This window comes from Herbaspirillum autotrophicum, from assembly GCF_001189915.1.
Classification (GTDB): Bacteria; Pseudomonadota; Gammaproteobacteria; order Burkholderiales; family Burkholderiaceae_D; genus Herbaspirillum; species Herbaspirillum autotrophicum.
In genome coordinates this window covers 1-16,126 of record NZ_LFLS01000005.1, presented here as the reverse complement: position 1 = coordinate 16,126, position 16,126 = coordinate 1, and the positions used below count along the sequence as shown (strand labels likewise).

Below are 16,126 nucleotides of genomic sequence, written 5' to 3'. Positions count from 1 at the left end.
CATGAGCGATATCGATCAGGCAGCCGTCTGCAAGGCGGCCCGCGAACTGGAGCAAGGCAAGCTGGTGGCGTTTCCAACCGAGACTGTTTACGGTTTGGGCGGTGACGCCGAAAATCCCGCCGCCATCGCCGCCATTTATGCTGCCAAGGGACGTCCCGCCAATCATCCGGTGATCGTGCATGTGTCGCCCGAAGCCGATATCGGGTATTGGGCCGCAGAAGTGCCGCCCGAAGCAGAAGCACTGATTGCCGCGTTCTGGCCCGGACCGCTGACACTGATTCTCAAGCGCGCACCACACATTCCCGATGCCGTATCCGGCGGTCAGGATTCGATTGGCGTGCGTTGTCCTTCGCATCCGGTGGCGCAAGCGCTGCTGCGCGAATTCAAGGGCGGCAAGGGCGGCGTTGCTGGCCCTTCCGCCAACAAGTTCGGCCATGTCAGTCCGACCAATGCACAACACGTCTATGACGAATTCGGCGCGCAAGGCAGCAGCCCGGTAGCGTATGTGCTGGATGGCGGACAAAGCGAAGTGGGTATCGAATCAACGATTGTCGACTTGTCGCGCGTGGCGAGTCATGGCGCTGTTTTGCTGCGGCCGGGGCAGATCAGCATCGATCAAATCACTGCGGTGCTGGGGGTAGCACCAAATGCGCCGGATCACGCCGCTCCGCGCGCTTCAGGTACGCTGGATGCCCACTATGCACCGCATACGCCGGTCGCCATGGTGGCGCCGGCAGAATTGCCGGAAATCGTCCGACGCCTGGCTGCGCTGGGTCACAAGGTAGCCTTGATTCAACGCTGCAACACCGCTATTCCGGCCGCCGCCATGATCCGGATGCCGGCCGACGCCGCATCCTATGCCTACCAACTGTATGCCGCCTTGCGCAGCATGGATCAGGCCGGAGCCGATCTGATCGTGGTGGAGGCATTGCCACAAGATGCGCAGTGGCAGGGCATCAATGATCGCCTGCGCCGCGCCGCGCATGATTCCAGTGGCATATTGCAACGCCTGCTGCCCGCCTGATTAAGTCCATTCGTTCGTAAAAAACAACGGTCAGACAACGGCGGTTGTGAAAAAAATACACGTCTATACAAATCAATTTAAAGCTGGCATAGTACTGCGAAAGAATAGCACGCACGTTCTTTTTGTTTGAAGAGTGTAAAGGGAACCGCAAGGCTTTACCTTGAGGACGCACAAGCGACGATACAGTCGCGACAGATCTTGATTTTGAGGCTGAAATCTATAAAACCGGGGCAAATGCCCTCAACATTTGGAGACGATACATGACCAAACAATTTTCCCTTTTGCCTAAAATCGCAGCACTCTCCGTCATGGCCGCTTTTGCTGCGCCTGTGATGGCGCAAAGCGCTGGCAGCAATGTAATCAATGTCGGCTGGTTTCATCTGGCACCGCAGGATTCGAGCGAAGGTCTGACGACCCTGAACGGTCCTCTCAAGGGCTATAACGCCAACAGCCATTCCTCGGTTGGTACTGCAGATACCTTGGGTATCGCGTTGACCCACTTCTTTACCGACAATATTGCGGTAACAGCGGATCTGGGCATACCGCCGAAATTCAAGCTGACCGGTCAAGGTGACTTGGCGCAGTATGGCGAACTGGGCAAGGCCAAGCAATGGAGCCCGGCCATCGTCGCCAAGTATTTCTTCGGTGATGCCAATAGCAAGTTCCGCCCGTTTGTAGGCGCCGGTGTCACTTACGTTTGGTATTCCGATGTTGAATTGTCGCCGACATTCCAGAATGTAGCGTCGCTGAAGACGGGCGGTACCGCAACTGCATCGCTGAGCTCTTCTTGGGCACCGGTAATCAATGCCGGTGCAACATATAACATTGATGACAAATGGTCGGTAAGCCTGTCGGTCTCGTATATCCCGTTGAAGACAGATGCTGAAATCACCGGACGTCCTACCGCGCCTACAAGCAATTTCTTTCCGGCTGTGAATTACAAAACCAGTATCACACTCGATCCGATCGTGAGTTTCCTATCCGTTGGTTACAAGTTCTGATTGCAGTACTTCAGCGTCAGGCAAAACAAAGCGCCCCTCGGGGCGCTTTGTTTTTTTGTCTGTCCGTTTTGCGCAGCGGGCAGGACTATTTCGACTATTTCTCCAGCTTCGCCGTCTGCACAAAACCACCATCATGAAATATCAACGCTGCTTGCGGCGACACTTCGCAATGCTCGACTTCGCCCACGAAAATCACATGATCGCCTTCCGGATAACGGCTGCGGTTATGACATTCGAACCAGGCTGAGGCGCCGGTGAGAACCGGCTGGCCGGTGCGCGACAAGGTAAAGTCGACACCGGCGAAACGGTCGCCGGTCTTGCGCGCAAACTGTTCCGCCAATGCCGCCTGCCCGGCGCCCAGAATATTGATCACATAGTGTGAATTTTCGGAAAAGACCGGCATGCTGCTGGCGCGGTCGGACAGACTCCACAATACCAGCGGCGGTGCCAGCGACACCGAGTTGAATGAGCTGGCTGTCAGCCCCAGTAATGTGCCATCGGCCAGACGGGTGGTGATGACGGTAACGCCGGTGGCAAATTGCGATAAGGCTTTTTTGAAGTGCGCCGCATCAAAGTCGTTTGACGGGGTGCGCGGAGTGCGTATGTACATAGTAGAAGGGGAATCAGACCAATGATGCATTATGCCGAAAAAATGACCGATCGTACGGCGCATGACTACAGATGGCGCCATTTCCCGGTGAATGCAAGCGTAATCGGTCAGGCTGTCGGACGGATTTAATTTGCCGGTCCGCAGGCTGACCGGCATAAGCACGATGTTAAGGTGAGGTGAGCCGGCCGCAATCTGGCGTCGAGTGTCACTGCACCAACATTACGCCCATGAAAAAGAGATTTGCGTTAGAGTTTCACGTATGACAAGCAATCAGGGGAAAATCATGACAAGCGAAACAGCAGTTCTGGGTGGCGGGTGTTTTTGGTGCCTTGAGGCGGTCTATCAGCAATTGAAGGGCGTGCAGCAGGTCGAATCGGGATACACCGGAGGCCATGTTCCGGCACCGACCTATGAGCAGGTGTGTGGTGGCGCTACCGGTCATGCCGAAGTGGTCAAACTGACATTCGATCCGGCTCAGGTCAGTTATCGGGAAATTCTGGAAATATTCTTTACCATTCACGATCCGACCACTCTCAACCGGCAGGGCAACGATGTCGGCACGCAATACCGGTCAGTGATTTATTCCCAGTCTCCGGCTCAGCACGATACTGCCAAACATATCATTGCCGAAATGGCGCTGGTCTGGGATGCGCCGGTGGTGACGGAACTCAGCCCAGCAGAAACCTACTACAAGGCTGAGGATTACCATCAGAACTACTTTGCACAACATCCTTTCCAGGGTTACTGCGCTTTTGTCGTCGCGCCGAAACTGGCCAAGTTCAAAGAAGTCTTTGCCGAGAAAAGCAAGCCGGACTGAGTCGCCGGCTTACTCGTTGGCATCATAGATATAGCGGCGTGACCAAGGCAGGGCGGTGGCGCTGCGATTCGCTTTGCCGCAGATTACCTGATACAGCGAAATCCAGTCGCGATCAAAGCCATAGGCACTGCCCGCCAGATAAACGCGCCAGATACGATAGCGTTTCTCGTCGGTAATGCTTCTGATCTGATCTGCCTTCGCTTCAAAATTGTCGGCCCAGATGCCGCAGGTTTTGGCGTAATGGCGGCGCAGATTTTCCACATCAAATGCCTCCAGGCCACCTTGCTGCATGGTTTTCAACACCGTGCCGATATGCGGCAATTCGCCTGCCGGAAATACGTATTTATCGATGAATTCACCACCGCCGTAGGGCGTCTCGCCGTTTTCGATGTCGGTGGTGGTAATGCCATGGTTCATGACCAGTCCGCCGTCGGCCAGCAGGGTATTGATACGGGAAAAATACATCGGCAGGTTCTTCAGCCCGACGTGCTCAAACATGCCAACGCTGGTGATCCGATCAAAGGTGCCGTTGACGTCGCGATAGTCTTGCAGACGGATCTCGACCCGGTCGCTCAGGCCTGCTTTGGCGACGCGCTCCGCCGCCAGTGCAAACTGGTTTTCGGATAACGTGACGCCGACGCATTTGGCGCCGAACTTTTGTGCCGCACGAATGACCAGTGCACCCCAGCCGCAACCGATATCGAGCAAAGTATCGCCCGGGCGTACCTGAATCTTGGTCAGGATATGATCGATTTTCTTGAGTTGCGCCGTTGCCAGGTCTTCGGTGCCGTCTTCGAAATAGGCACAGGAATACACCATGTTTTCGTCCAGCCACAACTTGTAGAAGTCATTCGAGACATCGTAATGATAACGAATGGCCTCCGCATCCTTTTCCTTGTTGTGCTTGATCGAGCGGGAGATTCTGGATAGCCGGCCTTCGGCCTTGAGGGTGTTTGCCGCCAGTGAATTAGCGACACTGATGATGCTTTTGACCGGGCCGTCGACCTCGATCTTGCCTTCCACATAAGCCTCTCCGAGATTGGAGAGCGAAGGCTTGAACAAATAGGTCAACGCAGATACTGCCGGTATCCGCAGCGTGACTTGTGGCGCACCGTCGCTGAAGTCGAACTGGCGACCATTCCATAATTCGAGCCGCAACGGCAACGCCGATGCGTGACGAATTTCATCTACCCAGGCTGCTAGCTTCTTTTCCCAAAACACGATTTTCCTCCGTGCAAGTGATGTGATGCTGTAGTGTGCCCCGTATCAATTCAGGGCTGCAGGCGCTGCCTGTCCCACGTGCCGTTGGCTGTCCGTGTGTACAAAATACGGTCATGCAGACGCGAGGGACGGCCTTGCCAAAATTCGATGCGTTCCGGTTTCACCCGGTAGCCGCCCCAGTGTTGCGGCCGTACCGGGTGCGAACCATATTCCTGCTCCGCTGCCGCATAGTGTGTTTCCAGCAGATTGCGGTCGGCGATGGGCTGACTTTGTTGTGAAGCGATGGCGCCGAGCTGGCTGCGCAGCGGACGACTGGCAAAATAGGCGTCGCTTTCGGCAGCGGAAACGCGTTCAATCTGTCCTTCAATACGTACCTGACGTTCCAGTTCGACCCAGTGGAACAGTAGTGCCACATATGGGTGTTTTTTGATGTCAAGTCCCTTGCGGCTCTCGTAATTGGTAAACCAGGTAAAACCGTTGGCATCCACCTGCTTGATCAGGACGATGCGCGATGAGGGCCGGCCATCGTTGCCGACGGTAGCCACGCTCATGGCATTGGGTTCGGGGAGTTCGGATTTGATGGCTTCGTCAAACCAGCGTGAAAACTGCTCAATCGGATCACTCGCGACATCAGCTTCTGACAGACTGGCGCGACTGTAATCTTTGCGAAGTTCGGCTATCGACATACTGCGGTGATCCTTAATCAAGTCCAGCGTTAGAGTAGCGTGTTTTGGGAAAAATTGCAGGAAACCCCAAAAAACGTACGAAAATTATGCCGGGTTTTGAAATCAGACAGATGATCTAAAACAAGAAAAGCCGATGCACATCATATGCATCGGCTTTTTTGGGTATGGCTGATCAGTTGGTTTTCAGTGCTTCAACTTCAATTGCCAGCTTGACCTCAGGAGCAAAGCGCGGCAAACCGTAGTTGATACCGAAATCGGCACGGTTGAAGGTCGCCGACGCATCGGCGCCGCACACTTCACGTTTGAGCATCGGATGCTGGATGCAGGTGAACTTCTCGATCACCAGATTGACCGGCTTGGTGACGCCGTGCATGGTCAGGTCACCTTCTACCGAGACTGGCTTGTCACCATCAAATTTGATGGCGCGGCCCTTGTAGGTGATGGTCGGAAATTTTTCCACATCAAACATGTCTGGCGACTTGGCGTGGTCGTTCAGCTTGGCATGGCCAAAATCGATCGATGCCGGATCAATCGCGATGTCGATGGTGCCGGTCTTGGCGGCACGGTCCAGCACGATGGTGCCGCTGGTTTTGGTGAATTTTCCGCGCAGGTAGGAAATACCCATGTGATCGGCCTGGAAACTTGGATAAGTATGGCTTGGATCGATAGTATAAGTATCTGCTGCAAATGCAGGAGCGGAGACGGCGCCGGCGATGATGAGAGTAGCGAGTGCGGTAGTCAGTTTCATTGAGTGCATCCTTGGTTGTAAGCGTTTATCGGAAAATTCAGGGTGTGGTCACGACATGGAACTTGATGGTGACTTCGTCGGCCACCATGCTGGTATCTTTCCACTCGCCTTCACCGATGTTGAAGGTCAGGCGTTTGATTGGCAATGCCCCGTCAAAGACCTGAGTAGTGCCTTCTTTTTTGACGCTCAGCGGGAAACGTACCTCGGCAGTCTTGCCTTTGATGGTCAGTTTGCCCGTCACATCATACTTGCTGCCGGCAGGCGCGCCCGCAGTCGCCTTGATGCTGCTGGCGACAAAGGTGGCCTTGGGAAACTGGGCCGCATTGAACCATTCCTTTTTCAGCACTTCCTTGTTGTATTCGGCTTCACCAAGGTCGAAACTCGGCACGTCGATTTCGACGCTGGCTTTGGAGCTTTCCGGCTGGGCACTGTTGAAGTCGATGGTGGCCGTGAATTTCTTGAATTTGGCTTCCACCGGCACATTCAACTGCTTGAACACGACGGTGACGGTGCTTTTGGCGATGTCAGTCTTGAGCGGTGCGGCCAGTGCAGACAGACTGAGGCAGGCGGCGGCAGCGCCGGTAAAAATGGAACGATACAACGCAGAGCGGATTTTCATGAGTTCCTCGAGTGGATAGGGGTCAGGGCAAAATGCGTTTGAATACGCCATCGCGATCGATGAAATGGTGTTTCAGTGCGGCCAGCACATGCAGTATCACCGCTCCCAGCAAAATCATGTTCAGCGTGTAATGCGTGAGCTTGAGCAAGGGCTTCAGTTCTGGATTGGGTGCCAGTATTACCGGCAACGGCACCACACCCAGATAGACCACCGGTACGCCGGCAGCCAGGCTGTACAGATAGCCGGAAACCGGGATGGCGAAAATCAGAAAGTACAACAGCAGATGCAAGGCATGTGCGGCGGCTTGCTGCCAGCGCGGCATCTGAAACGGATAGGCGGGAGCCGGATGACTCAAACGCCACAGAAGGCGCAGGCAGGCGATTCCGAGTACGGTGATACCCAGCCATTTGTGCCAGGAAAAGTACTTCAGCTTGGTGGGTGTCAGTCCGGGAATATCGACCATTGTGACGCCGAGTGCAAAAGCGGCAATGATCAGCAGCGCGGTCAGCCAGTGCAGCGAAATGGCAGTTTTTGTATAGCGTTCCATGGCCTGAAGAATTGTTGTTGGGCGTTGGAGCTGTCCGGGCGGAATTGGTTTCCGCCCGGACTCAATTTACATTCAGATTTCTTTGGCCAGCGTAATGGCTTGTCCGATGTAGTTGGCTGGTGTCATCGCCAGCAACTGTGCCTTGGCGGTGTCCGGAATGGCCAGACCGTTGATGAAGTCGCGCAGTGCCTCTTTCGAAATGCCTTTGCCGCGCGTCAACTCTTTCAGCTGTTCATACGGGTTTTCGATGCCATAACGGCGCATGACGGTTTGTACCGGTTCGGCCAGCACTTCCCAGGTTGCATCGAGGTCTTCGGCCAGACGCGCCGGGTTGATTTCCAGCTTGTTGAGGCCGCGCAGGCAACTGTCGTAAGACAGGATCGCGTAACCGAAGGCGACGCCGATGTTGCGCAGGACGGTGGAATCAGTCAGATCCCGCTGCCAGCGCGATACCGGCAATTTTTCCGACAAATGCTTGAGTACCGCGTTGGCCATGCCCAGATTGCCTTCGGAGTTTTCGAAGTCGATTGGATTGACCTTGTGCGGCATGGTCGACGAACCGATTTCGCCGGCTTTGGTGCGTTGCTTGAAATAACCCAGCGAGATATAGCCCCAGATGTCGCGGTTCAAGTCCAACAGGATGGTATTGGTGCGGGCAATGGCGTCAAACAGTTCTGCCATGTAGTCATGCGGTTCAATCTGAATGGTGTAGGGATTGAAGGTCAGACCCAGGCGCTGTTCGATCACGGCCTTGGAAAACGCTGCCCAGTCGGTTTCAGGGTAGGCCGACAAGTGTGCGTTGTAATTACCGACGGCGCCATTCATCTTGCCCAGAATTTCGACATCGGCGATGCGCTTGATGGCACGTTGCAGGCGGGCGACGACGTTGGCGATTTCCTTGCCGAGCGTGGTCGGGCTGGCCGGTTGGCCGTGCGTGCGCGACAGCATCGGCACGGCGGCATGTTCATGCGCCAGATCGGTCAGGCGGGCAATGACGCTTTGCAGTGCCGGCAGCAAGACGCTGTCGCGCGCTGACTTGAGCATCATGCCATGCGAGGTGTTGTTGATATCTTCGGAGGTGCAGGCAAAGTGGATGAATTCCGATGCTGCCACCAGTTCCGGCACATCTTTGACTTTTTCCTTGAGCCAGTACTCAACCGCTTTGACATCATGGTTGGTGACTGCTTCGATTTCCTTGATGCGGGCAGCATCGGCTTCCGTGAAATCGCTTGCCAACTGGTCGAGCAAAGCACCGGCGGCGGCAGAAAATGGCTTGATTTCAGCGAAGCCGGCGGTTGCCAATGCTTGCAGCCAGGCAATTTCGACCTTTACGCGATGGTGCATGAAGCCTGCTTCTGACAAAATGGGACGCAATTTGTCGGTTTTGGCGGCATAGCGACCATCAAGAGGGGACAGGGCGGAGAGGGCGGAAAGGGCCATGATGATGAAGGAGAAGAAAAGTCGTTGAGTGAAGATTGTGCTTAACTTATTGCTAAGCGTGCAGAATCGCGTTCAGGAGGCGATTTTACCATTGGCGCAACGGTCTGCCCGGGATCGCGTGAAGACTGGGTTTTTAGCATCCATGCAAAGGTTTTGCGGAAAAGGCGGATGCTATAATCGGCTCGGATTATTACTATAAATGCTATGAAACTAATTGCCTCACTGGGAAGTCCTTACGTCCGCAAAGTCCGCGTCGTCATGGCGGAAAAAAAGATTGATTATGAGCTTGTTCTGGAAGATGTCTGGAGCGAGGGTACAACGATTCAACAGTCGAATCCGCTGGGCAAGGTGCCATGCCTGATGATGGATGATGGCGGTGCCATGTTCGATTCGCGCGTGATCGTCGAGTATCTGGATATTCTGACGCCGGTCGGCAAGCTGATTCCCGCCAACGGACGCGAGCGGGCCGAAGTGAAATGCTGGGAAGCGCTGGCAGATGGCTTGCTTGATGCGGCGGTGCTGGTGCGTCTGGAAAAGACGCAGCGTCCCTCCAAGCAACAAAGTCCGGAGTGGATCAAGCGTCAGTGGAGCAAAGTGGAAGCCTCGCTGAAAGCCATGTCGGTCGGTCTCGGCGAGAAACCTTTTTGCGTCGGTAATCACTACACGCTGGCAGATGTGGCCGTCGGCTGTGCTCTCGGCTGGCTCAATTTCCGTTTCCCGGATCTCGCCTGGCGCGAGGATTACCCGACTCTGGCGAAGCTGTTCGATAAATTGTCGGAGCGGCCGTCGTTCAAGGATACCTTCCCGCAGTAATCACGCCGGCACCGGTGTATACCGGTTCTGGCAGAGTTACCCGCTTTCGCGGGGCACCAATAAAAAAGCGCGACCTTCGCAGGCCGCGCTTTTTTATTGGTGTTGCCGCTTGCTTCGCACGGCGCATCCGCGCCGTTCAAGAGCAGAGAATTATTCTTCGATGATTTGGGTCTGCAGATAATTCTGGATACCGATCTTGCCGATCAGATCAAGCTGGGTTTCCAGCCAGTCGATATGTTCTTCGGTATCGTCCAGGATGTACTGGAACAGTTCGCGCGAAACGTAATCGCCATGCTGTTCGCAAGTGGCAATACCTTCCTTGACGGTCTTGTGCGCAGCCTTTTCCAGCTTCAGATCGCATTCCAGCATTTCTGCCGTATTTTCGCCGATCATCAGTTTGTGCAGCGCTTGCAGATTTGGCAAGCCATCAAGCATCAGGATGCGGTCGATGAGCTTGTCGGCGTGTTTCATTTCACCGATCGATTCTGCGTACTCTTTTTTCGCAATCTTTTCGAAGCCCCAGTGCTTGTACATGCGGGCGTGCAAAAAATATTGGTTGATGGCAGTGAGTTCGTTGGTCAATTGTGCATTGAGCAACTTGATGACTGCTGGATCGCCTTTCATAGGGGCCTCTGAATTTGGTGAGTAGAAGATTGTCGGCCCGGGGGCATGCAGAAATCACGTTGCGTTCGCCGACATTGTTTAGCGAACGCATCATAACGCAAGCAATTCCATCCATCACTATTAATTAGCGCGAATCATTCTTACCTTTATTTTGAGGCAACGGCTCCTATCAATCAGGCATCTGCCCACATCCGCAGCAAGTTGTGATAACAGCCGGTCAGTTGCACGGCCGGTGCAGTATCGCCATCCTTTTCGCGGATCGCCAGAATGGACATGTCCAGATTGAACAGCAGGCGGCGTTGGGCGTCGTCGCGAATCATGCTCTCAATCCAGAAGAACGAGGCAAGCCGCGCACCGCGCGTGACGGCTTCCACGCGATGGACACTTGATGAAGGGTAAAGAATCAGATCGCCGGCCGGCAATTTGATCGATTGCGTACCGAATGTGTCTTCGACGATCAGCTCGCCGCCGTCGTACTCATCGGGATTGGCCAGGAACAGGGTTGCCGACAGGTCGGTGCGTATCCATTGACCGCTCTGGGCCGAATGGCGCATGGCGTTATCGATATGATTGCCGAACGCGTTGGCATCACCGTCATAACGATTGAACAGCGGCGGATAGATTTTTTTAGGAAGTGCGCCTGTCAGGAACATCGGACTTTTATTGAGCCCGTCCAGTACCAGTGCGCCCGCTTCGCGTGCCGCCGCAGAATTTTCCGGCAACTGGCGGTTGTTTTTCACCTGACCTGATTGCGAACCGGCCGTGACCCGTCCATCGGCCCATTCGGCGGTTGTGAGCAGCGTCCGGCAACGTTCGAGTGCTTCGGCCGTCAGAACTTGGGGAACATGTAATAGCATCGGTATCTCGCCGGGAAAGTATCAAGCGTTGCTGTGGAAAGAACAAAGCCTTCACCGGTATTGAGTGAAGGCTTTGTGTCGTGCGATGCAGTGTGGAACTGCACGGTGAGTTGCTTACTTCGCCTGCGGGTCGGTAACGAAACCGATCTTGGAAAGACCGCCGGATTGTGCCGCAGCCATGACTTGCGCTACTTTTTCGTATTGCGTGGTGCGTTCCGCGCGCAAATGCAATTCAGGTTGCGGCTCTTTTTTTGCCGCTTCCGTGATGCGCATGGTGAGCTGATTATTGTCGATCTGTTCTTCGTTCCAGAAAATCTTGCCATCAGCATCAATCGACAAATTGATGTTCTGCGGCTTGGTTTCATCTGGCTGGTTGGTGGCCCGCGGCAAATCGATTTTCACGGCATGATTCATGACGGGAATCGTGATGATGAAAATGATCAGCAACACCAGCATCACGTCAACCAGTGGCGTGGTGTTGATCTCGGGATTGAAGTCGTCGTCCGAATCGGACAGTGAACCCATTGCCATTACACGCCTCCGACCGCTGTCAGCTTGGTATTCTTGGTGCCTTTGTCAGAGTTGTCGGAATCGGCGCGGGAGCCGGTGACGAACAATGCATGCAGGTCGAAACCGAATTTGTTCAGTTTGGCGATGGTCGTCTTGTTGCCGCGTACCAGCGCGTTGTAGCCAAAGGTCGCAGGAATCGCGACGGCCAGACCGAGCGCAGTCATGATCAGCGCTTCACCCACCGGACCGGCAACCTTGTCGATGCTGGCCTGACCGGATGTGCCGATCGATACCAGTGCATGATAGATGCCCCAGACGGTGCCAAACAAACCGACGAACGGTGCAGTGGAGCCGACCGAAGCCAGCACTGCCATGCCTGCCTGCAGTTTGCCCGATGCTTCATCGATGGCTTGACGCAGCGACAGCGTAACCCAGTCGCTCACCGACAACTGGTCATGCAGATGACCCTTGTGTGCAGTGTGGTGACTCATCGAGGTGGCGCCGGCCTTTGCCACTTCGGCAAAAGGATTGTCGGTGCCCAGTGTGGCAATGCCTTCAGGCAGGCTGGTGGTATCCCAGAATGCGTGACCGGCAGCATGCGAAGCGCGTTGAAAGCGCAGCAATTGCAGTGCTTTCGTCACGATCACATACCAGGATGCGATTGACATCGCTACCAGCAATACTGCTACGCCCTTGGTGACAAAGTCGCCCTGAGCCCACAGGCTCTCTAATCCGTATGGACTTACTTCCATGATAATTTCCTCAGTAACTGTTAAGAATGATCTAGCTTGAAAACGATGGAGCCGGTAGTCGACACGACAATGGCTTTGCCGTCTTCGATGTAGGGTTTGAAGATGGCCCGCATGACCGCACGACGTGCTTCGTCGTCGAGTCGCGAGGATCCGGAAGTCTTGATGATGTCAACCTGTTCGGCGCGGCCTTTGGTATTGACCAGTACTTTGAACTGCACGACACCTTCTTCTCCCATCCGCTTGGAAACGGCAGGGTAGGTTACACGTGGTGCTTCGATGTATTCGATGCCCGAAGTAATCTGCTTCGGCAATACTGGTCCCGGTGGCGCAGCCGGTGCGGCGGCGGGCGCTGCGGCCGGCGGTGACGGATCAGCCGGTTGCGGCGGCGACGGCGGTGCGGAGATTGCGGTTGGCGCTGGTGCTGCCGTTACAGGGATTGGCGGCGGTGGCGTTACCGATTTCTTGACGACTGGAACAACTTTGGGTGGCGCAGGTTCCGCTTTGGGCGGTGCTGGCTCCGGAGCTTTTTCAGGTGTGATGAACGTAGCGAAAACCTCCTTCGGGAGGGCGCTAGTGAATTGATGAATCAAACCACTTTGCAGTGCATAGAAAAAAGCTATGTGCAGCAAAATGATGAATCCGAGGGGACCAATTTTTCTGGCTTGTTGCCAGATGGCGGCAGTCGGGCTACTCATATAAGACGACGATATGGCGTTCATGAATGTATGGTCAACTTACGCAACCATGGCGTGAAACACCATCGGTTGCGCTGCGTTTCGTGTTGTATTGTTGTGGAGGCACTCACGCAGAACGTGTTTGGCACAAGTATGGCACTTCCCGCAGGATGTCCCAATACCCAGCTCTTTGCGTAATTCAGTCATCGTTGTCATTCCTGCATCGACAGCCCGATGAATTTTGCCTTCCGAGATATTATTACAAACACATACGATCATTGTACGCCTTGCCGCCCGGTGCCCTGGGCCTTAAATGGATCTCGCACCAGAAACTATGCGAGCAATCAGGTTGAATTTTTCAGGTTGCGGCATCGTTCGTTCCACTACGGTCGCCCATTGTTCCGAGAGCTGCTGACACGTTGCCCGCAAAACGGGAGCAAGGTTGGGCAGATCGGCCAATGCTTTCAGGTGGCGCTCAATGACTGACGCCAATTTGACGCAGCTTTTGGTTTCCTGATTGCTGGCGGTATAGTGAGACATCAAATGCAGTACTGCTGATACCAGCAGCTCAGGCTGTGCCGGCGCGTTATTTGGTTCTACGAAAGCAGAATCCATCTTGTCGGTAACCATCAAACTCTCCTAAATCGGCTAGCTCGGCTGGCTAACACGTAACGCGGTGGCATTACCGTGGGCTGGCTGGTTGTTCATCGCTCTTGTGCGTTTTTTGAATCACGCTGTCAAGATGAGTTTGTTCAATTGCGTCAGGCGTAGTTTGTAAATGCGACCGCCGTGGTCAATTTCCAGTTCACGCATCTGTCGGAACAAGTCCTGACTTTTAATGCGAGTAATCGGAGCGCCGTTGGCAGCAGTTGCCGGTTTATTGCGACGATCCATTCCGTGCTCGATCAGTTGGCTCATGACACCTCCTAGTAAATGCGAACAATTCTTATTTAGATTATTCATCATTTGCCAGCAGATTGCAAGTCCTTTTATGATTTGTTGCGATCTCTTTTGTATCCGGTTGCGACAATTCCCCGTTGCTGTTGCGAAGACAGCAAAACGCCCCGGCCAGCGGGGCGTTTTGCTTTGCCATGAGGCATCAGACGGACCCGATAATCCCGCCACCGAGACACACATCGCCTTGATACAGTACGGCTGACTGGCCGGGTGTGACTGCCCATTGCGGGGTGTCGAAATGCAGACTGAAATGTTCGTTGTCAGTGGCACTGAACGTGCAGTCGACGTCTGCTTGCCGGTAACGGGTTTTGGCCGACAGTTCAGCAATTTGCGGTGCTTGCCCGGAAATCCAGCTGACCTGACTGGCGTTGAGCGTTGGCGACAGCAACCATGGATGCTGATGTCCCTGCACGATATAGAGCGTATTGTTTTCCACATCCTTGCGCGCCACATACCAGGGGGCGCTGTTGCCGTCAGCGTTCTGATGCGATTTGATGCCGCCCAGACCAATGCCTTTGCGCTGGCCCAGCGTGTAAAAGCTGAGGCCGACATGCTCGCCGACAACTTCGCCGTCTGCAGTTTTCATTGGCCCCGGCTTGTAAGACAGATAACGATTCAGGAATTCACGGAAGGGACGCTCTCCGATAAAGCAGATGCCGGTGGAATCTTTCTTTGCTGCATTGGGTAATTGCAACTGCTCGGCAATTTTCCGGACCTCGGTTTTTTGAATATTCCCAAGGGGAAATAACGTCTTCGATAATTGGGCCTGGTTCAAGCGGTGCAAAAAGTAGCTCTGGTCCTTGCTGGCATCCACGGCTTTCAATAATTCGAAGTTCCCTGCCGGATTTTCGCGTACGCGTGCATAGTGGCCGGTTGCAATCAGATCTGCGCCCAGCTTGATGGCGTGATCGAGGAATGCCTTGAATTTGATTTCGGCATTGCACAGTACATCCGGATTGGGTGTACGGCCAGCCTGGTACTCGCGCAGAAATTCGGCGAATACCCGGTCTTTGTACTCGGCAGCGAAGTTGACGGCTTCGATGTCGACACCGACCACATCTGCCACGCTGACGGCATCAATCCAGTCCTGGCGGGTAGAGCAATAATCGGAATCGTCATCGTCTTCCCAGTTTTTCATGAAGAGACCGATGACTTCGTAGCCTTGTTCTTTCAGCAACCAGGCTGATACCGAGGAGTCGACGCCTCCTGACATGCCGATGACGACGCGTTTTTTAGTCATGAATGGATCCGTTTACATTTGAAGCTGTATAGAGCAGGGTCAGCGGCGCACGCTGACCGTTGATATAGTCATCCACGCATTGCAGGACCAGCGGGCTGCGATGCAAATGGGGGCAGGCGGCCAGTTCGTCACGTGACATCCAGAGCGTACGCACGATACCTTCGTCCAGGGCACGCTCATGGCGCTGGCCAAGCACGCCGGCAAACGCAAAGCGCAAATAGGTCGCCTCGGGCGTGGCGCGGGAAGAGGACACGTTGCGTGACATATACATCCCGACCAGCGCGGTCGGCGTGAAATCATGCGCCGATTCCTCCATTGTTTCGCGAATCACGGCCTGTATCAGCGATTCGCCCTGTTCCAGATGGCCGGCGGGCTGATTGAGGCGCAAGCCATCGCCGGCGTGCTCTTCAATCATCAGGAAGCGGCCGTCACGTTCTATGATTGCCGCCACCGTGACAGAGGGTTTCCAAACATCAGTGGTCATCTAAATCCTGTATTTCCAGAGTAAGCCGGGTGTGGTCGGGGCTGAGCCAGTCATCGCGGAGCGATTTGTCCGGGCGATCTTGCCGTGGCAGGTGATTCCGCATCGCTTTTGCGGCAGCCGGATCGCCTGCCCGAATTGTCGCCGGGTCTTTACATCATGCGGGTGAAAACCGTTGCGGGCCGGCCCGGTGGCCGCTGATACGTCCGAACAGGCTATTCCTTTTTGCGCGTTCCTGGCTGATACTGGCGCCAGACAGTTCGCATTTTACCGTGGACGCTGAATTGCTTCAGGCGTAAGCCAGATTTTGTGGATTGTTGGCATGCACTGAAAATGTGCAAAGTTGTTTATATTTAAATTTTACGTGTAAGATTCCGGTAAGAATTTACAACTATAGGAGCTCTGAATGAGGTTAGGCATCCCAATGGAAAGTCGGGAGGGAGAGACACGCGTAGCAGCAACCCCGGAAACCGTGAAGAAACTTATCGCTGCCAGGCACGAAATT

Annotated in this window: 22 protein-coding genes; 5 read left to right on the top strand and 17 right to left on the bottom strand. The window is 54.5% G+C overall.

The window, feature by feature from the left end; genetic code table 11:
• The first annotated feature begins 1 nt into the window (after position 1).
• Positions 2–1,024, top strand: coding sequence for an L-threonylcarbamoyladenylate synthase (locus tag AKL27_RS05295; protein ID WP_050461753.1), 1,023 nt, complete (start codon positions 2–4; stop codon positions 1,022–1,024).
• A gap of 260 nt (positions 1,025–1,284) precedes the next feature.
• Positions 1,285–2,025: an OmpW/AlkL family protein gene (locus tag AKL27_RS05290; protein ID WP_050461752.1), complete on the top strand. Its 741-nt coding sequence runs from the start codon at positions 1,285–1,287 to the stop codon at positions 2,023–2,025.
• 94 nt (positions 2,026–2,119) lie between these two features.
• Here AKL27_RS05290 and AKL27_RS05285 read toward each other — a convergent pair whose 3' ends face one another.
• Entirely contained in the window at positions 2,120–2,635 is a 516-nt protein-coding gene (locus AKL27_RS05285) for a flavin reductase family protein (protein WP_050461751.1), read from the bottom strand.
• A gap of 283 nt (positions 2,636–2,918) precedes the next feature.
• On the opposite strand from AKL27_RS05285, the gene msrA reads away from it, so the two are divergent.
• The gene (msrA, locus tag AKL27_RS05280) at positions 2,919–3,452 is read left to right on the top strand and encodes a peptide-methionine (S)-S-oxide reductase MsrA (RefSeq protein ID WP_050461750.1); all 534 of its coding nucleotides are present in this window, start codon (positions 2,919–2,921) and stop codon (positions 3,450–3,452) included.
• Between the two features lie 9 nt (positions 3,453–3,461).
• Here the strand turns inward: msrA and AKL27_RS05275 are convergent, their stop codons facing one another.
• The 6 genes from AKL27_RS05275 to purB form a co-directional block, all read right to left on the bottom strand.
• Positions 3,462–4,673, bottom strand: coding sequence for an SAM-dependent methyltransferase (locus AKL27_RS05275; RefSeq protein WP_050461749.1), 1,212 nt, complete (start codon positions 4,671–4,673; stop codon positions 3,462–3,464).
• Positions 4,674–4,723: 50 nt separating this feature from the next.
• Positions 4,724–5,359, bottom strand: coding sequence for a pyridoxamine 5'-phosphate oxidase (gene pdxH, locus AKL27_RS05270; protein ID WP_050461748.1), 636 nt, complete (start codon positions 5,357–5,359; stop codon positions 4,724–4,726).
• A gap of 172 nt (positions 5,360–5,531) precedes the next feature.
• Entirely contained in the window at positions 5,532–6,107 is a 576-nt protein-coding gene (locus AKL27_RS05265) for a YceI family protein (protein WP_050461747.1), read from the bottom strand.
• A 37-nt stretch (positions 6,108–6,144) separates the two neighbouring features.
• Entirely contained in the window at positions 6,145–6,726 is a 582-nt protein-coding gene (locus tag AKL27_RS05260) for a YceI family protein (protein WP_050461746.1), read from the bottom strand.
• Between the two features lie 22 nt (positions 6,727–6,748).
• Entirely contained in the window at positions 6,749–7,273 is a 525-nt protein-coding gene (locus AKL27_RS05255) for a cytochrome b (RefSeq protein ID WP_050461745.1), read from the bottom strand.
• 72 nt (positions 7,274–7,345) lie between these two features.
• Positions 7,346–8,713: an adenylosuccinate lyase gene (gene purB / locus AKL27_RS05250; protein WP_050461744.1), complete on the bottom strand. Its 1,368-nt coding sequence runs from the start codon at positions 8,711–8,713 to the stop codon at positions 7,346–7,348.
• 204 nt (positions 8,714–8,917) lie between these two features.
• On the opposite strand from purB, the gene AKL27_RS05245 reads away from it, so the two are divergent.
• Entirely contained in the window at positions 8,918–9,526 is a 609-nt protein-coding gene (locus AKL27_RS05245; RefSeq protein ID WP_050461743.1) for a glutathione S-transferase family protein, read from the top strand.
• 150 nt (positions 9,527–9,676) lie between these two features.
• Here the strand turns inward: AKL27_RS05245 and bfr are convergent, their stop codons facing one another.
• From bfr to AKL27_RS05200, 10 genes are all read right to left on the bottom strand, one after another.
• Positions 9,677–10,150, bottom strand: coding sequence for a bacterioferritin (bfr, locus tag AKL27_RS05240; RefSeq protein WP_050461742.1), 474 nt, complete (start codon positions 10,148–10,150; stop codon positions 9,677–9,679).
• A 173-nt stretch (positions 10,151–10,323) separates the two neighbouring features.
• Complete coding sequence (locus AKL27_RS05235) at positions 10,324–11,007, bottom strand: Fe2+-dependent dioxygenase (protein WP_050461741.1); 684 nt, start codon at positions 11,005–11,007, stop codon at positions 10,324–10,326.
• Between the two features lie 114 nt (positions 11,008–11,121).
• Positions 11,122–11,538, bottom strand: coding sequence for an ExbD/TolR family protein (locus tag AKL27_RS05230; protein WP_050461740.1), 417 nt, complete (start codon positions 11,536–11,538; stop codon positions 11,122–11,124).
• Positions 11,538–12,269: a MotA/TolQ/ExbB proton channel family protein gene (locus AKL27_RS05225; protein WP_050461739.1), complete on the bottom strand. Its 732-nt coding sequence runs from the start codon at positions 12,267–12,269 to the stop codon at positions 11,538–11,540. Before AKL27_RS05225 ends, AKL27_RS05230 begins: the two co-directional genes overlap by 1 nt.
• Positions 12,270–12,289: 20 nt before the next feature.
• Positions 12,290–12,988, bottom strand: a complete 699-nt coding sequence (locus AKL27_RS05220) for an energy transducer TonB (RefSeq protein WP_050461738.1) — start codon at positions 12,986–12,988, stop codon at positions 12,290–12,292.
• Positions 12,989–13,003: 15 nt separating this feature from the next.
• Positions 13,004–13,222, bottom strand: coding sequence for a (2Fe-2S)-binding protein (locus tag AKL27_RS27045; RefSeq protein WP_083438882.1), 219 nt, complete (start codon positions 13,220–13,222; stop codon positions 13,004–13,006).
• A gap of 30 nt (positions 13,223–13,252) precedes the next feature.
• Positions 13,253–13,573 carry a hypothetical protein gene (locus AKL27_RS05215; protein ID WP_050461737.1) on the bottom strand — a complete coding sequence of 107 codons (321 nt, stop codon included), beginning with the start codon at positions 13,571–13,573 and terminating at the stop codon, positions 13,253–13,255.
• A gap of 99 nt (positions 13,574–13,672) precedes the next feature.
• A complete protein-coding gene (hemP, locus tag AKL27_RS05210) occupies positions 13,673–13,861 on the bottom strand; it encodes a hemin uptake protein HemP (RefSeq protein ID WP_050461736.1) in 189 nt (62 codons plus the stop codon).
• Positions 13,862–14,042: 181 nt separating this feature from the next.
• Positions 14,043–15,140: a tRNA 2-thiouridine(34) synthase MnmA gene (mnmA, locus tag AKL27_RS05205; protein ID WP_050461735.1), complete on the bottom strand. Its 1,098-nt coding sequence runs from the start codon at positions 15,138–15,140 to the stop codon at positions 14,043–14,045.
• Positions 15,133–15,624: an NUDIX hydrolase gene (locus AKL27_RS05200; protein ID WP_050461734.1), complete on the bottom strand. Its 492-nt coding sequence runs from the start codon at positions 15,622–15,624 to the stop codon at positions 15,133–15,135. The genes mnmA and AKL27_RS05200 overlap by 8 nt, the downstream gene beginning before the upstream one ends.
• Positions 15,625–16,027: 403 nt before the next feature.
• Here AKL27_RS05200 and AKL27_RS27565 point away from each other — a divergent pair.
• Positions 16,028–16,126 (top strand): hypothetical protein (locus tag AKL27_RS27565; protein WP_157056802.1); only part of this gene is annotated, 99 nt, incomplete at its 3' end.

What these genes read in the sequence shown, in the direction of transcription:
- AKL27_RS05230 (WP_050461740.1), bottom strand. Translation starts at nt 11,538, where the DNA reads ATGGCAATGGGTTCACTGTCCGATTCGGACGACGACTTCAATCCCGAG.
- purB (WP_050461744.1), bottom strand. Translation starts at nt 8,713, where the DNA reads ATGGCCCTTTCCGCCCTCTCCGCCCTGTCCCCTCTTGATGGTCGCTAT.
- AKL27_RS27045 (WP_083438882.1), bottom strand. Translation starts at nt 13,222, where the DNA reads ATGATCGTATGTGTTTGTAATAATATCTCGGAAGGCAAAATTCATCGG.
- AKL27_RS05215 (WP_050461737.1), bottom strand. Translation starts at nt 13,573, where the DNA reads ATGGTTACCGACAAGATGGATTCTGCTTTCGTAGAACCAAATAACGCG.
- AKL27_RS05225 (WP_050461739.1), bottom strand. Translation starts at nt 12,269, where the DNA reads ATGGAAGTAAGTCCATACGGATTAGAGAGCCTGTGGGCTCAGGGCGAC.
- AKL27_RS05200 (WP_050461734.1), bottom strand. Translation starts at nt 15,624, where the DNA reads ATGACCACTGATGTTTGGAAACCCTCTGTCACGGTGGCGGCAATCATA.
- AKL27_RS05285 (WP_050461751.1), bottom strand. Translation starts at nt 2,635, where the DNA reads ATGTACATACGCACTCCGCGCACCCCGTCAAACGACTTTGATGCGGCG.
- AKL27_RS05255 (WP_050461745.1), bottom strand. Translation starts at nt 7,273, where the DNA reads ATGGAACGCTATACAAAAACTGCCATTTCGCTGCACTGGCTGACCGCG.
- AKL27_RS05265 (WP_050461747.1), bottom strand. Translation starts at nt 6,107, where the DNA reads ATGAAACTGACTACCGCACTCGCTACTCTCATCATCGCCGGCGCCGTC.
- AKL27_RS05245 (WP_050461743.1), top strand. Translation starts at nt 8,918, where the DNA reads ATGAAACTAATTGCCTCACTGGGAAGTCCTTACGTCCGCAAAGTCCGC.
- AKL27_RS05290 (WP_050461752.1), top strand. Translation starts at nt 1,285, where the DNA reads ATGACCAAACAATTTTCCCTTTTGCCTAAAATCGCAGCACTCTCCGTC.
- AKL27_RS05235 (WP_050461741.1), bottom strand. Translation starts at nt 11,007, where the DNA reads ATGCTATTACATGTTCCCCAAGTTCTGACGGCCGAAGCACTCGAACGT.
- AKL27_RS05260 (WP_050461746.1), bottom strand. Translation starts at nt 6,726, where the DNA reads ATGAAAATCCGCTCTGCGTTGTATCGTTCCATTTTTACCGGCGCTGCC.
- pdxH (WP_050461748.1), bottom strand. Translation starts at nt 5,359, where the DNA reads ATGTCGATAGCCGAACTTCGCAAAGATTACAGTCGCGCCAGTCTGTCA.
- msrA (WP_050461750.1), top strand. Translation starts at nt 2,919, where the DNA reads ATGACAAGCGAAACAGCAGTTCTGGGTGGCGGGTGTTTTTGGTGCCTT.
- AKL27_RS05220 (WP_050461738.1), bottom strand. Translation starts at nt 12,988, where the DNA reads ATGAACGCCATATCGTCGTCTTATATGAGTAGCCCGACTGCCGCCATC.
- hemP (WP_050461736.1), bottom strand. Translation starts at nt 13,861, where the DNA reads ATGAGCCAACTGATCGAGCACGGAATGGATCGTCGCAATAAACCGGCA.
- bfr (WP_050461742.1), bottom strand. Translation starts at nt 10,150, where the DNA reads ATGAAAGGCGATCCAGCAGTCATCAAGTTGCTCAATGCACAATTGACC.
- mnmA (WP_050461735.1), bottom strand. Translation starts at nt 15,140, where the DNA reads ATGACTAAAAAACGCGTCGTCATCGGCATGTCAGGAGGCGTCGACTCC.
- AKL27_RS05295 (WP_050461753.1), top strand. Translation starts at nt 2, where the DNA reads ATGAGCGATATCGATCAGGCAGCCGTCTGCAAGGCGGCCCGCGAACTG.